Annotated in this window: 5 protein-coding genes and 1 tRNA gene; 4 read left to right on the top strand and 2 right to left on the bottom strand. The window is 66.4% G+C overall.

Going from position 1 to position 15,990, the window contains the following annotated elements:
• Positions 1–60: 60 nt before the first annotated feature.
• Positions 61–1,626: an alpha-amylase family glycosyl hydrolase gene (locus SPHPH_RS0117115; protein ID WP_028967794.1), complete on the top strand. Its 1,566-nt coding sequence runs from the start codon at positions 61–63 to the stop codon at positions 1,624–1,626.
• Between the two features lie 17 nt (positions 1,627–1,643).
• Here the strand turns inward: SPHPH_RS0117115 and SPHPH_RS0117110 are convergent, their stop codons facing one another.
• Entirely contained in the window at positions 1,644–2,387 is a 744-nt protein-coding gene (locus SPHPH_RS0117110; protein ID WP_051273096.1) for a queuosine precursor transporter, read from the bottom strand.
• A gap of 57 nt (positions 2,388–2,444) precedes the next feature.
• Between SPHPH_RS0117110 and SPHPH_RS0117105 the strand changes: the two genes are divergently transcribed.
• Positions 2,445–2,521 (top strand) — tRNA-Arg (locus SPHPH_RS0117105).
• A 28-nt stretch (positions 2,522–2,549) separates the two neighbouring features.
• Here SPHPH_RS0117105 and SPHPH_RS0117100 read toward each other — a convergent pair.
• Positions 2,550–4,718 carry a TonB-dependent siderophore receptor gene (locus SPHPH_RS0117100; protein WP_081668677.1) on the bottom strand — a complete coding sequence of 723 codons (2,169 nt, stop codon included), beginning with the start codon at positions 4,716–4,718 and terminating at the stop codon, positions 2,550–2,552.
• 117 nt (positions 4,719–4,835) lie between these two features.
• On the opposite strand from SPHPH_RS0117100, the gene SPHPH_RS0117095 reads away from it, so the two are divergent.
• Both SPHPH_RS0117095 and SPHPH_RS20100 read left to right on the top strand, forming a co-directional pair.
• The gene (locus SPHPH_RS0117095) at positions 4,836–6,074 is read left to right on the top strand and encodes an NAD(P)/FAD-dependent oxidoreductase (protein WP_028967791.1); all 1,239 of its coding nucleotides are present in this window, start codon (positions 4,836–4,838) and stop codon (positions 6,072–6,074) included.
• 101 nt (positions 6,075–6,175) lie between these two features.
• Positions 6,176–15,985 (top strand): LysM peptidoglycan-binding domain-containing protein, encoded by a 9,810-nt coding sequence (locus SPHPH_RS20100; RefSeq protein ID WP_037488785.1) that lies wholly within the window; start codon positions 6,176–6,178, stop codon positions 15,983–15,985.
• Positions 15,986–15,990 lie beyond the last annotated feature (5 nt).

The raw sequence follows: 15,990 nt of genomic DNA, 5'->3' as shown, positions 1-15,990 counted from the left end.
TGGGCGGAATGACACCCGCCGAGCGGGATCACATCCCGCGCCCCGCCGTTACCGCCTGCGATGAGCAACCGAACCGATCACCCGTGGTGGGAACGCGGCACCATCTATCAGATCTATCCGCGCTCGTTTCAGGACAGCGACGGCGACGGCGTCGGCGATCTCGCCGGGATCGAGCGCCGGCTCGACCATGTCGCCGCGCTGGGCGTCGATGCGATCTGGCTCTCGCCGATCTTCCCGTCGCCCATGGCCGACTTCGGCTATGACGTCGCCGATTATTGCGGGATCGAGCCGCTGTTCGGCGATCTCGCCGCCTTCGATCGATTGCTCACCGCGATCCACGCCCGCGGGCTGAAAGTCCTGCTCGATTTCGTGCCCAACCACAGTTCGGACCAGCATCCGTGGTTCGTCGAGAGCCGCGCCAGCCGGCACAGCGCGAAGCGGGACTGGTATATCTGGCGCGATCCCGCCTCCGATGGCGGTCCGCCGAACAATTGGATCAGCGATTTCGGCGGCTCGGCATGGGAATATGACGCCGCCAGCGGCCAATATTACCTCCACGCCTTCCTCAGGCAGCAACCCGACCTCAACTGGCGCAACCCCGAACTGAAGGCGGCGATGCTCGATGCGATGCGCTTCTGGTTCGATCGCGGTGTCGACGGGTTCCGCATCGACGTGCTGTGGCACATCGTGAAGGCGGAGGGCTTTCCCGACAATCCGCCCAACCCCTATTGGCGTCCCGGCATCACCGAGCGCGATCGGCTGATCCAGCAGCATTCGACCGACCAGCCCGAGGCGCACGCGATCGCCGCCGAGATGCGCGCGCTCGCCGACAGCTATGGAGATCGCGTGCTGATCGGCGAGATCTTTCTCCCGAATGACCGCCACGCGCGTTGGTACGGCACCCCCGAACGCCCGCAGGTGCATCTGCCGTTCAACTTCCAGCTGATCGAAAATGCGTGGGACGCCGCGACCCTGCGCGACATGATCGCCGCCTATGAAGCGAGCCTCCCCCCGCACGGCTGGCCGAACTGGGTGATCGGCAGCCACGACGCCCCGCGGATCGCCGCCCGCGTCGGTGAGGCGCAGGCGCGGGTCGCGGCGATGCTGCTCCTCACGCTGCGCGGCACGCCGACGCTCTATCAGGGCGACGAACTCGGCATCGGCCAGGTCGACATTCCCGCCGACCGCATCCGCGATCCGCAGGAGCTTCGCCAGCCCGGCATCGGCATCGGCCGCGACCGTTCGCGCACGCCGATGCCGTGGGACGCCTCACCCTTCGCGGGCTTCTCGACCGTCGAGCCGTGGTTGCCGCTCAACCCCGATTGGCCGACGCGCAACGTCGCCGCGCAGGAACAGGACCCGCGCTCGATGCTGACGCTCTACCGCCGCCTGCTCGCGCTGCGCCGCGCGCATCCGGCGCTGGCGGTGGGCGACTTCCGCCTGCTCGACGCGCCCGACGGCGTGCTGGTTTACGAGCGCCGGCACGGCGACGAGCGGCTGCGGATCGCGCTCAATCTGACCGACTCGTCAAAACCGCTCCCGTTCGCGCCCGAGGTGCTGCTATCGACGCTCGATCCCGCCCCGGACGGGGTACTTCGCGCCAATGAGGGGGTTATTTCCCGCTGATCATTGTTCCCGGCCGCTCACACGCGCGCACGGAAGGGCGTAAAATCGGTTCCCCGATCATACACATCCAGCCCCTCGGCCCTCTTCAACGCGCCCACCACCCAGTAGGTCAGCGGCGTCAGCAACACCTCCCACCCGACCTTCAGCGCCCATTGCGTGAACAGCACCACCACCACCAGATGCGGCGTCCACCCCTCCGCACCCCAGAAGGCCAGCGGATAAAAGATCAGGCTATCAATACCTTGCCCCGCGATCGTCGATCCGATCGTCCGCATCCACAGGTGCCGTCCCTCAGTCAGCACCTTCATGCGTGCGAGCACATAGGAATTGACGAACTCGCCGGCCCAGAACGCGCACATGCTCGCGAACACGATCCGCGGAACCTGCCCGAATACAACCTCATACGCCGCCTGGTTGCGCCAGTCGGGCGCCGGCGGCAGCGCGACGACCACCCACGCCATGCCCGCCATGAACAAGGTCGCGGCGAACCCGACCCAGATCACACGCCGCGCCCGCGCATAACCATAGACCTCGGTCAGCACGTCGCCGATGATGTAACTGATCGGAAAGAACAAAATGCCCGCGCCGAACGGCCAGTCGCCGATCCCCGGCAACCGCACCTGCGCCACCTTGCCCGCGCCCAGCACATTGGAAAGCAACAGGATCGCGACAAAGGCCGCCATGACGAGATCGTAATAGCGCAGCCGCCCGGGCTCGACCCGGTCCGCCGCGATCGGGGTGATGTGCGTCGCCTCGGCCATGACCAGATCATGCCCCCCATTCCTTCGCGCGACAATCCGCGCTAGGCGCATCGGCGGGCGCCCGTAGCTCAGTTGGATAGAGCAAGGAGCTTCTACCTCCTTGGTCGGGGGTTCGAGTCCCTCCGGGCGCGCCACTTCCTGTCTTAAGCTGCCGCCCCGCCGTCAGAAGGCAAAGCTCATCGTGCCGATCGCACGGCGCGGGTCGCCGATCGCCACACCGTAAGGGTTTACCGCCGAAGGATAATAGGTTTTGTCGAAGACGTTCTTCAGGTTGAACTGAAACGTCACCCGTCGCCCGGCCAGTGCCGTATCATAGGTCACGAACGCGTCCGCCACGACATAATCGTCGAGCCAGAAGCTGTTGGCGTTATCGCCCGGCCGCCGCGCGACATAGCGGCCGCCCGCCCCGATCCGCAGCCGGTCGTCCCCCGCGATCGCCCCGACGTCATAGGCGATCGACAGCGACGCGGTATGCGGTGCGACGTTCGCCAGTTCCTTGCCCGCGAACACCGGGTCGTCGGTCGTCCGCGCGTGGGTATAGGCATAGCTGCCGATCACGCTCAGCGCGCGCGTCAGCTTGCCCGAGACGTCGAACTCCACCCCGCGCGAGATCGCGCGGCCGGCGGTGCGATAGTCGGTCAGCGACGTGGCGGGATTGAACTGGGATACCAGCACGTTGCGCTTGTCGATGTCGTAGAGCGCGACTGTCGCCGACACGCGACCCGGCACGTCGAGCTTCGCGCCGACCTCGAACGACCGGCCACGTTCCGGCGCGAACGCGGAGGTAATCGTCACCCCACCGGCGAGCGGCGCGATCGTCGAGGTCGGCTTGAGCGAGCGGGTATAGCTGGCGTAAAGCGATACCGCTTCCGCCGCACGCCACACGAGCCCGGCCTGCGGCACGAACTCCCAGCCGTTGAGATCGGTGTTGGCGGTGAATGGCCGCCCCCGCCCGGCGCGCTGGTCGAACCCGACCAGTCGTCCGCCTGCGACTATGATCCAGCGCTCGCCGAGGTGGATCGAATCCTGTCCGAACAGCGAGTAATTGTAGAGACGGTCGGTCTGGTCGCTGTCGCTCGCAGATACGGTCGTCGGGAACGGTTCGCGGCCATAGACGGGCGTCAAATAACTGAAGGTGTTGCGAACTGCCTGACGGATCAGGTCGCGCCGATAGTAGCGGCGATATTCTCCCTCGCCGCCGACGATCACGTCGTGGCGCGCACCGAACAGGTCGAACCCGCCGTCGACATAGGCCTGCGCATAGACGTCGGTGCTCAGCGAGCCGATCGTTGCGTCGTTGCTTCGCGTCAACGTGCCTCTTGCGACATTGACCCCGGTGACGCGCAACTGCCCCGCGTCATACGCCTCGCTGTTGAAGCTGGTCGCGAGATGCGCCGCCCAACCACCGCCGAGCCGGTGATCGACCGCAAGCTGGACGAGATGGCTCGACCCGGACATGCGGTTGTTCGGATCGTCGAGCCGCTGCCGCCGCGGCATCGCCAGCGGGATGAGCGTGCGCGGGTCGAGTGCGGTCCCGCGATCGAACGGATAGTCGAAGCGCCGGTATTCGTACCACAGCACCGCCTGCGTCGCACCGCCGTACCAGCCGAGCGACGGCGCGATCAGCGTGTCGCGGCGCTCCCCGAAATTGCGCCAATAATCCTCGTCCTGATGGTCAATGACAAGCCGCCCCGCCAGATCGCCGGCAATCGGCCCGGTCACATCCGCCATCGCCTCCAGTCCGGCACGCGCGTTGGCATAGCTCGATCCGGTCAGCGCGACGTTCAAATGCGGGTCGAGCAGCGGCTTGCGCGCGACGATGTTGATGATCCCGCCCGGATCCATGATGCCGTACAGCAGCGAGGCGGGGCCCTTGAGCACCTCGACGCTCTGCGTGGCGGCGTTGAACGCGCGGCCCTGCACCACCGGCATGCCATTGTGCATGACCGATCCGTCGCGATTCCCGCCGAACCCGCGCTTCAGCACCGTGTCCTGTGTCGCGGCCAGCGTATTGCCCTGCGTGATGCCACTGACGTTGGTCAGCACGTCGTCGAGGTAGCGCGGCCGCTGGTCGCGGATCACCTGCGCTGGCACGATATTGATCGCCTGAGAAGTCTCGAGCGGGGTCGTCGACGAACGCAGCGTGGAGGCGTCCGGTGCCGGCTTGTAGCTGTCGTCGGCGGCTTTCGGAGCGGGCGACGCCCGTCCGGTGACGATGATATCGCGATCGGCGCCACTCTCGGCCGTGCCGGACGCATCGGTCGCCGCCGCCTGTGCCGCGGACGCGATGGTCAGGCCTGCGACCAACAGGCCGCTGGTGAACGTCTTCATGAAAGCCCCTTCCCTCACCCTCGCCATACATTGTTGATACAGGTTCGCAATAGCGGTCAGTGCCGGAGATGCGCTTTGTCGATCCACATCGCGCGCCTGATCACCTATGTCGGCAGGATGACCCACTCCCAACCGACCTGCATATTCGATGTCGTGATCGTCGGCGGCGGCCATGCCGGTGCGCAGGCAGCAGTGGCATTGCGGCAGGAGAAGTTCGCCGGCACGATCGCGATTATCGCTGCCGAACCCGAGCTTCCCTACGAACGTCCGCCACTGTCCAAGGAATATCTCAGCGGCGACAAGAACTTCGAGCGGCTGCTGATCCGGCCCGCCGCCTTCTGGGCCGAGCGCGCGGTCGACTTCCTGCTCGGCGAGCGGGTCGTGACCGTCGATGCGGAAGCGAAGACGGTCGCGACCGAGAAGGGCCGCATCGTCGGATATGGCGAATTGATCTGGGCGACCGGCGGCGAGCCACGCCGGCTGACCTGCGACGGGCACGACCTGCGCGGCGTCCATGCGATCCGCACCCGTGCGGATGTCGACCGGCTGCTCGCCGAACTGCCCACGGCGGAACGGATCGTCGTGGTCGGCGGGGGCTATATCGGGCTGGAGGCAGCGGCGGCGCTCATCAAATTCGGGAAGGCAGTGACGCTCGTCGAGACGCTCGACCGCGTGCTCGCACGCGTCGCGGGCGAGGCATTGTCACGCTTCTTCGAGCAGGAACACCAAACGCGCGGCGTCCGGCTGCTCCTGTCGTCGGGCGTGACCTGCATTGAGGGCGATGGCGCGGTCACCGGCGTACGGCTGGCGGACGGCACACTGCTGCCCGCCGATATCGTCATCGTCGGCATCGGCATCGTCCCCGCGGTGGAGCCACTGGCGGCGGCGGGTGCTGCGACCGGCAACGGCGTGCTGGTCGATGCGCAATGCCGCACGACGCTGCCCCACGTCTTTGCGATCGGCGATTGCGCCGCCCATGCCAATGCGTTCGCCGGCGGCGCGACGATCCGACTGGAATCGGTGCAGAATGCCAACGATCAGGCGGTCGTAGCCGCGCGTACAATCGTAGGCCGCCCGGCCAGCTACGACGCGGTGCCGTGGTTCTGGTCGAATCAGTACGACCTGAAGCTCCAGACCGTCGGCGTGTCGAGCGGCTTCGACACCGCGGTGGTGCGCGGCGATCCCGGGACGCGCTCCTTCTCGATCGTCTACCTGCGTGACGGCCGGGTGATCGCGGTCGACGCGGTCAACGCGGTCAAGGACTATGTTCAGGGCCGCGCCCTGGTGGCGAACGGTGCCTTCATCGACCCCGCCGACCTCGCCGACGCGACCCGCCCGCTGAAAGAACTCGCCTGACCGCCCGCGGTCGCCCGCGCAAATTCACCTAAACTCCGGCCCGATCCTCCCGACAAGCCCCTCGACAACGGCATTCGCCGGACACTCGAAGGGGCAATTCGATGGTGGCGGTATTCACGGGCGCGGAGCGCGGTCTCGAACGTGGCTCGGGCACAATCCTCGGCAACGCGGGGCTGGTCGGCAACAGCGCCTTCGGTCAGGCGGGGCTACAGGTGTTCGCCAACGCCGCGAACGGCAATCTGGTCGTCCGCCAAAGGGACGCCATGCTCGTCGGGCGTGGCCCTCACGCCGACGTCACCCGGACCTACAACAGCCAGGGCGGCAACGGGAACCTTGCCGGCAACAACTTCTGGGGTGCCGGCGAGCAGCGGCTCAACATCACCGGCGTCACCGCCACCGGGGGCACGGCGACACTGGGTCGCCAGGATGGATCGACCGTCTCCTTCGATTGGGACGGGTCGAAATTCGTCTCCACCGATGGTGCCGGCGCCTATGACACGCTGCGCAAACAGGCCGACGGCTCGTATGTCTTCACCGACGGTGCGACGCTGACCACCGAATTTTACGGACCGGATCAGGCGAACGGGTTCCAGCGCTTGTACAAGCGTGTCGACGCCGCGGGCAATGCGCTCACCTTCGCCTATGACCCCAATGTCGCGACACGGCTGACGTCGATCACTGCCGACAACGGCGACTCGATCACCTTCACCTACGACACGGCCGATACCGCACGCCCGCTCAAGCTTCTGGCGACGACGGTCCGCTTCACCGATACCGCCACTAATCAGGTCAAGCTGCACACCACCCGCTATGGCTACGACTCTGCGGGCAATCTGACGTCGACCACCTGGGATCTCACCCCGGACGACAACAGCATCGCCGACGGCAAGATCTATCGCGTGGATTACACCTACGCGGACGGCAAGCTGTCGCGGATCGCCGGGTCGGACGGCAGCCAGCTCGACATCGGTTACAGCGCGGGCAAGGTTTCGACGGTGACCGAAACGGTCGGCGCCAGCGTGACCCGCACCACCACGATCGCGATCGGATCGAGCGAGAGCACTGTCACCGATGCGCTCGGACAGGTCACGCGGATGACCTACAACGCCGACGGCACGCTGGCATCGATCGTCGCGCCGCCGGCCGTCACGGGCGCGGCCGCGCAGGTCACCAGCTTCACCTATAACGCCAGAGGCGACGTCACACGCGTCACCGATCCGCTGGGGCGCATCACCAGCTTCACGTACGATGCGAACGGCAACGCGATTTCGGAAGTCGACCGGCTCGGCGTCACCGTCACGCGCACCTTCGACGCACGCAACCGGCTGCTGACCGAAACACGGATCAGCTCCGACGCAAACTCGCCGGGGGCAGCACACACCGACCGTTACGTCTACAACGCCGCCGGGTTGCAGCGCTTCGCGATCAGCGGCGCGGGCCGTGTGACCGAGCGCCGTTACGACACGTACGGAAACGTCAGCGTCGCGCTGACCTACACCGATCAATTCTACGACCTGACCAATCTGTCGACCTCATCCGCGCCGAGCGAGGTGGACATGGCCAATTGGGTCAAGGGGCTGAGCGACCAGACCTCGGTCGAGCAAACCGTGTATCAGTACGACATCCGCGGCAACGTCATCCGCCAGCTCGACTATGCGGCCTCGACCTCACCGGGCGTGCCGTCGGATGCGGAGAATTATCGCGAGATCGTCTATCGCTACGATCAGGCCGGGCGGCTGGTGGCGCGCACCCAGACCGGCGAGAATACTGAAACCTTTGTCTATGACGGCCTCGGCCGGCTCGTCGCCTCGACCGACGTGAACGGCGGCACGACGAATGTCCTCTTCGACGATGCGGCAACCAAGACGATCGTCACGCTTGCCAACGGTCTAGTGCGCACCTCGACCTACAGCAAGACCGGTGAGCTGATCGCCAGCAGTGAGGCGGGCGACCTTATGCCCTCTGCGGAGACGATCGTCGTCAACGATCGACTGGGCCGCCCGCGCGTGACGTTCAGTCCGCTCGGAACCAAGAGCTTCATGCTCTATGACCGGGTCGGCCGGAAGGTCGCCGACGTCGGTGAACTCGGCGAGATCACCGAATATCGGTACGATAATGCGGATCGTCTGATCGCGACGATCCAATACGCCACGACGCTATCGGCAACCGCGCTGGGCACCATCGCGGACGTCAGCCTCTCCCCCGACATCGCCGACATCCGGCCCCCCGCCAGCACCTCCGATCTGTGGACCTGGCAGGTGTACGACGCCAAGGGCCGGGTGACCGAGACGATCGACGGCGCCGGCAATGTCGTCGCCAACAGCTATGACGCATCCGACCGGCTGGTGATGGTCCGCGACTATGCGACGCAATTGACCGCGGCGCAGCTCGCAACCCTGCGCACCACACCGCCCAGCGTTCAGGTCCTTCCCACCGAGACGACCGCAGATCGGGTCACGCGCAGCTTCTACGATGCCGACGGCAACCTGATCGGTTCGCTCGACGGCGCCGGCTATCTGCAGGTCATGACCTACGATGCGGCCGGCAACCGCATCGCCGAAACCGCTTACGCGCAGGCAGCCGGTCAGTCGGTCCGCGCGAGCGGCACGCTCGGCGAGATCGTCGCCACGATCACGCCGGGCAGCGCCGATCGCACCACGCGCTACGTCTACGACCGGCAAGGCTTCCTGCGGTTCGAGATCGATCCGCTGAACCATGTCGTCGAATATACCTATGCCAACTGGCCCGGTGGGACCGTCAACGGCAAGGTTCGTTCGACCATCAGCTACGCCGGGGCGATCGCAACGCTCGGCAGCTACACGCTGGCATCGGTGCGCGCCGCGCTGTCGACCGCCAACCTGACCTACAGCGGCGCCAATCGCACCAGTTTCGCGATCTACGACGCGGCGGGTCGGCTCGGATACGCGATCGCAGCGGACGGTGCGGTCGTACAATATCGCTACGACACGATGGGCGACGTCGTGTCGACGACGCGCTTCGCCACGCTACGCCCGACCTCCGGGCGCCCGACCCATGCCGAACTCGATACCTGGGCGACCAGCAACGTCAACGCGACGCGCGACCGCACCAGCCGCAATTACTATTCGGACGCACGTCAGCTTCGCTACGCGGTCGACGCCGAGGGCTACGTCACCCGCAACGATTACGACGCCGCCGGACGCCTGATCGCCACCGCACGTTTCCCGAACGCGGTGACGGTCACCGACACCACCACGGCATCGGCGCTGGCCGCAGCGCTGACGGGCACAGCGGCGACGACGACTTACGGCTATGACGTCATGGACCGGCTGCTGGCGCGGCGCGATCCGAACGGCATCTTCCACAGCTTCGTCTACAACGCCAACGGCACCATCGCACAGGACATCGTCGCGCAGGGCTCGGGCGACGAGCGTCGCACGCAGTTCGCCTATGACGGCGCCGGTCGGGTCATCACCACCACCGACGCGCTCGGCACCAGCGCGCAAACCGTGCGCCAGACCAGCTACAACGCCTTCGGCGACGTGCTGACCGAAACCGATCCGCTGGGCCGCACCACAACTTACGCCTTTGACCGTCGTGGGCAGCTGCAAAGCCGCACGGACGCCAACGGCGGCCTGGTTTCGTATCTCTACAATCCGTTCGGCGAGCAGACCGCGATCATCGACGCGCGCGGCAACCCGACCTTCAGCAACTACAATAACGACGGTCAGCTGGTCGCCACGCTGGACCCAGAAAACTACGTCACGAACTACACCTACAATCCGTTCGGTGAGGTCGCGACGGTCACGCGCCGGGCGAACAAGGCGATCGAGCGCCAATATGCGCCCGGCGAGACGCCGTCTGCCGCCGCCTTCAACGTGATCGCCAGCACGGCCGACGCGGTCACCAGCTTCGGCTACGACAAGCTCGGCCGCATCACCACGACGACCGATGCCGAGGGCTTCGTCGAGACGACGCTCTACAACGCCTTCGGTCAGGTTCAGAAGTTCACGAACAAGCTTGGTGGCGGGACCGACTATGTCTACGATCGTCGTGGGCTGCTGACGGCGGAATATGTCATCGCGCCGGTCTACAACGCCGCGGGCGAGCAGACGGCCACCGGCTATTACGCGCATCAATATCGCTACGACGCGCGCGGCAATCGCACCCGCGACACCGAAGCCGCCGGCCTGCCCGAACAGCGCGTCACCAACTACGCCTATGACTCCGGCGACCGGCTGATCAGCAAGAGCGGCAGCGCGGTCGGTGTCGGCTTGCCGGGGCAGACGACGACGGTCACACCGACCGAAACCTACACCTACGACGCGCGGGGCAATCGCACCTCGATCACCGATGCGGTCGGCGCGCGCACCCAATTCTATTACGACAAGCTCGATCGCGTGATCGCCGAGCTGCGGACGTACGGCGCGACGGGCAATTACATCGGCTCGACCGCGAGCAATGTCGGCGTCCTGACCTATCACGCCTATGACGCGAACGGAAACCGCATCCGCACCCGCGTCTTCGATACACCCGTCACGCTCAACGCGCCCGGCAGTGGCGCGCCCGCGGCACCGACCGGCGATTATCGCGAAACCCGCTACGCTTACGACACGCTCAACCGCCTGACGACCACCACTGCGACCGGAATCCGCACCGGAGCGTGGAACGGCACCCAATATACCTCCGCAGTAACGTCCCTGGTCACTACCCAGCAGTACGACGCCAACGGCAATGTGGTCCGCACCGCCGCGCCCGATGGCGGCCAGACCTTCTCCTATTACGACCGTGCCGGGCGCAAGATCGCCGAGGTCGACGCGGAGAATTACCTCACCACCTGGACGCGCGATGCCGAGGGCAATGCGGTGCTCGAACGCCGCTCCGCCGCTCGCGTGTCCTCGCCCGCGGTCGGGACGGTGCCCACGCTCGCCGCGAACGACGCCGCCGACCGCGTGTCCGCCTTCACCTACGATCGCAAGGGACAGCGCCGGACCGAGGCACGCCGCAATGTCTTGGCCTCCACCGTAAATCCGACCACCGGCGCGCTGGCGACCGTCACGACCACCGCGACGATCAGCTACAGCTACAACGCGCTCGGCGAGGTCACGCGCAAGACCGAGGCGACCGGCGATTACGTCGACTATACCTATGACACGGCCGGCCGCCTGACCCGCGAGACGCGCGCGCCGTTCGCGGACCAGACTGCGACCACCGTCCGCCCGACCGTCGACTATCGCTACGACGGGCTCGGCGACCTCGTCCGTACCGTCGAGGGGGGTACGCGCGTCACCAGCTACGTCTACGGCGCGGGCGGGCGGTTGCAGTCGAGCACAGACGCTGGCGGCACCACGCGCAACTATTTCTACGACGCGGTCGGTCGCAAGGTCGGGGAGAGCTACACACGATCCGGCGAACAGGAGGCGTATACCTACAAATACGACGCCGCCGGCCAGCTCACCTACCAAGGCTACGGCACCTATACCCAGGACAACGGCTGGTTCACGATCGGCAGCAGCACGACGTTCCAGTACAATGTCCACGGCGACATGGTCGCGCGCGCGGTCAACGGCGTGGTGCAGGAGCGGATCGATTACGATGGCGCCGGGCGGATCTGGCGCAGCAACAGCGACGACGGCGTCACGCGCGTCTACGTCTACGACGCCGCCGGCAACCAGACGCTGAAGATCGAAAGCGACGGCGCGGACCTGTCGACGCTGACCGTCGACCAGGCGCTCGCGCTCACCACCAACCAGGGCGCGGTGGCGATCGGCCTGGGCGGAATTGGCAAGACGGTCGCGACCTTCACCACCTACGACAAGCGCGGGATGGCGACCGCCACGATCCTGCCCGCGCGCAGCGGCAGCGCCGACACCAGCGCCTCCACCGCGCGCACCTACAATGCGTTCGGCGAGATCGCTTCCGACACCGACGCGCTCGGGAACGTCACCAGCTATACCTATAATGCGCTGGGCCGGCGCACCGTCATCACCCATCCCGTCGTCGGAGTGACGAGCGAAGCTGGCGTCACCACCCAGACCAACCCCATCGAGCGGATGTTCTACGACATCTCGGGTCGGCTGGTCGCGACGCAGAACGCCAATGGCGCGACCACCACGCGCGCGCTTCAGGCGGGCACCGGCTACGGCAAAGGCGATCCGCTCGTCAGCGCGGAATGGCGGCCGGACGGCAGCGTCACCCGCAACGCCTATGACGTCTTCGGCGACCTGCGCATCACCACCGATGCGCTCGGACAGCAGCAGAAGATGACCTATGATGCGATGGGCCGCTTGGTGCAGTCGACGAGCGTCGACGGATCGATCGATGGCTATGCCTATGACGCGCTCGGTCGGCGCGTCTCGCACAGCAACTCCGGCTATCAAACGGTCGAAGGGACGTCGTATGACGTAGAAGGGCGGGTCATCGCGGCAAGCAGCTTCGGCGGCGATGGCACCACGACCACCTATACCTGGGACGCCAATGCCGTCACGACCGGGCTGGGGGCGTTCGGTGCTTGGGTCGAGACCACGACCTATGCCAACGGCCGCACGATCGTGGAGGCCACCGACAGCTTCGCGCACCTCGTCACCCGCACCGATTTGGGCAGCCACGTCTTCAGCTACGGCTACGACTTGGCGGGGCGGATCAAGGCGATCACCACCGCCGACGAACAGACCCGCTACAGCTATGCCAATACCGGGCTGGTCAGCACCGTCTCGGTCGGGCGCGGCGACGGCACGACCGTCGGCAGCGACTTCCTCACCACCGACTACGGTTACGACAAGCGCGGGCTCAAGACGTCGGAGCTGACCCGCCACCACAAGGTGAAGGAGGAGTTCCAGAACGGCGTCCGCACGACAGTCGACACCAGCGAGACGCTCCAGAACGCCACCGCCAGCTATGACGCGATGCGCCGCATGACCGCGTGGAGCGATGCGGTCGACCGCGACGGCGCGCAGGCAAACCCCGCCAACCGCATCGCCTATCTCTACGACGCGGTCGGCAATATCCGCCGCGCAGAGGTCACCTACAACAACCTCGACCCCAACGGCGCGTTCGTCGCGGGCGGTTATCAGGACCAGTGGTTCCGCTACGATGCGCTGAACCGCGTCGTCACCAACAAGGGCGCGCTGGTGAACGGCGCGATCCAGCGCGGCGCGATCGGCAGCGACGTCACCTATGACGCCGCCGGGCGCCGCGCGACCGTCACCACGACGGTCGCGGGCACCACCCGGCGCGAGAGCTACAGCTACCTGCCCGAAGGGCAGCTGTCGGGCGTGGCGTTCGGCACCGTCGCGGCCGACGGCACCTATCAGAGCGGCGGCACCTCCAGCCTCGCCTATGACGGCGCGGGCCGCCTCACCCGCCAAATCGACAGCGACGCGAGCGGCGTCGCCTACGACCGCAGCGTCACCTACAACGAGAAGGGCCAGGCGCTCTCCGAAACCGTGACGCAGCGGCAGGGCAGCGACACGATCGTCGCCAACACCATCACCGATTACGGCTCCGGCGCCGGCTATGCGCTGGGCGCGCCGGTGACGGTCACCACCTCGGGCACGCGCAACGGTCAGGCGACGACGACCAGCCAGACCAGCTTCACCTACGAATATTTCGACGGCCCGCTGCAATCGACGATCACCTACAAGCCCGACGTCAACGGCTCGGTCAGCAACCTCACCCAGATCAGCTACACCGGCCAGGGCGTGCTGTTCTCCGCGCAGATCAGCGACGCGCGCCCGCGCAGCGTCAGCTATCAGGCCGATGCGCTGGGTCAGGTGATCCGCCGCGACGAAAGCGACAACCGCCCCGCGACCGGCGACCCGCACGAATTGTGGTTCCGCTTCGACGGGCGCGAACTGGGGCATGTCAGCAACAACGGCACGCTGGAGACCGACTATGCCACGTCGGTCGCCACCCGCACCGCCACGCAAGGCACCGGCGCGTTCCGCAACGGCGCGACCACCGGCACCGCGGCGGCCGAATTCGGTTCGGACTTCCAGCCGATCACCAGCTACGACCAGGGCAGCGCCGGGGGCATCTACACCGTGCGCAACGGCGACACGTTGCAGAGCATCGCGCAGCGGCTCTATGGCGACGAGACGTTGTGGTACAAGATCGCGCAGGCCAACGGCCTGTCGACGCAGACGCAGCTGATCGAGGGCCATATCCTCAACCTGCCGCGCGGCGTGGTGCGCAACGCCAACTCCGCCACCAGCTTCCGCCCCTACGACCCCAATGCCGTCGTCGGCGACATCATCCCCGACGAGACCAGCCCCACACAGCCCCAGCCGCAGGTCCGCAAGAAGAAGAATAAGTGCGGCATCCTCGGCGCGATCCTGTTGGCGGTGGTCGCGGTGGTCGTGACCGCCGGGGTCGGGATCGCGCTGGGTGGAGCGCTCGGCGGTGGCATCGGCGGCGCGATCGCTACGGGCGCGGTTGCAGCAGCAGCGGGCTCGGTCGCCAGCCAAGTGGTCGGCCTCGCCACGGGGCTTCAGGACCGCTTCTCCTTCAAGGGCGTGGCGCTCGCCGCACTGGCGGGTGGCGTGAGCGCAGGCTTAGGCAAGATACCGGGACTCTCCGGTGCCGATGGCAGCGTCAGCTTCGCGCAGGGTGTCGCCCGCGGGGCGCTGGGCAATGCGCTGACGCAGGGGGTCGCCGTCGTCACCGGACTGCAATCGCGCTTCGACTTCGCGGGTGTCGCAGTCGGCGGGGTCGTGGGCGGCGTGGTGGCGGGTGTGTCGCAACGCATCAACCTGCCCGAGCCCGCAGGCCGTCTGGTGACCGGCACCGCCGCGTCGATCGCAGGCGCAGCGACACGCAGCCTGATCGATGGCTCCAGCTTCGGCGACAACATCGTCGCGGCATTGCCGGATGTGATAGGGAACACCATCGGCGACATCGTGGCGGGCGCGCTCAAGCCCGAGCGTCCTACGCAAACCGCGATGGCCGGAACGCGCCTGACGGGGAGCGGCGGCATCCTCTCCGGTCTTGCCTCGGGCGTGACCACGGCGGTTCAAGCCTCCGACGTCCAGAACCCCGAGATCGTCGTGGTTGCGAGACGAGAGAAGGAGGGCTTCTTCAGCCGCATTTGGAACCGCATCGAGCGTGGTGTCGACAGTCTTCAGGACTTGTGGCGGGGTGCCGACCGCCTCGTCAGCCAGATCAGCATGAGCATCACCCGGCCGGTGGAGGAGCTACGCCGATCGATACCGGGCGTGAACCTGTCGCTCGGCGGCAATCGCCTTCAGATCGGTGCCGGCCTGAGCGGCGTTCGCTTGAGCGGCCAAGGCTACAGCGTGGGCACATCGGCTGCCGGCACCTACGTCACGGCAGGGAGCGGCAGGATCGTGGCGCTGGCGGATGGCGGCTTCAGCGCTCGCGCCGGGGACGCGTCGCTGTCGATCCGAAACGGTGAGTTCGTGGCGCGGACGGGAGATGCGAGCATCGCCAGCATGGACGGCGGGATCGTCGCGCGCGCGGGCGGCGTCTCGGCCTTTGCCGGGTCCACCAACGCCCTCGCCTTGAGGCTACCAGCGACAAATATAAGCTATTCCCCGATCGCTGCGATCGCGGCACCGATAACTCAATCCGTTGGTAGCCTTCGATCGCTTGGCCTCAAAGATGCACACCACGTCATCCAAGATGCTGCGGTTCGAGATTTACCTGGATATGACTCAAGGCTTGCTCCGGGGGTCCAATTGGAAGGCCCCTCGACACTTGAAGGTTCTGCTCACTACAAGGCTACGCAGGCGCAACGTGTGGCCGGGGGTGGCACTTACGGGGCAGAACGACAGATCGCTTACGGCGCTCTCCGGGCGGCTGGTCGCTCAGATGCCGAAACAAGACAGGCGCTTCGAGAAGCTGATGCTTACTTCGCTAGCATCGGAGTAACGGAAGATACACCCACACGCATTCCCGGGAACCGGCGCCCTTAAGGAAG

The sequence above is a fragment of the Sphingomonas phyllosphaerae FA2 genome (assembly GCF_000427645.1).
GTDB classification, from domain to species: domain Bacteria; phylum Pseudomonadota; class Alphaproteobacteria; order Sphingomonadales; family Sphingomonadaceae; genus Sphingomonas; species Sphingomonas phyllosphaerae.
The sequence above is the reverse complement of the archived record's forward strand: the minus strand, read 5'-3'. Positions and strand labels throughout refer to the sequence as shown.

Bases quoted from the DNA above. Each gene is read 5' to 3' on its own strand.
- SPHPH_RS0117115 (WP_028967794.1), top strand. From the start codon at position 61: ATGAGCAACCGAACCGATCACCCGTGGTGGGAACGCGGCACCATCTAT.
- SPHPH_RS0117110 (WP_051273096.1), bottom strand. From the start codon at position 2,387: ATGGCCGAGGCGACGCACATCACCCCGATCGCGGCGGACCGGGTCGAG.
- SPHPH_RS0117100 (WP_081668677.1), bottom strand. From the start codon at position 4,718: ATGAAGACGTTCACCAGCGGCCTGTTGGTCGCAGGCCTGACCATCGCG.
- SPHPH_RS0117095 (WP_028967791.1), top strand. From the start codon at position 4,836: ATGACCCACTCCCAACCGACCTGCATATTCGATGTCGTGATCGTCGGC.
- SPHPH_RS20100 (WP_037488785.1), top strand. From the start codon at position 6,176: ATGGTGGCGGTATTCACGGGCGCGGAGCGCGGTCTCGAACGTGGCTCG.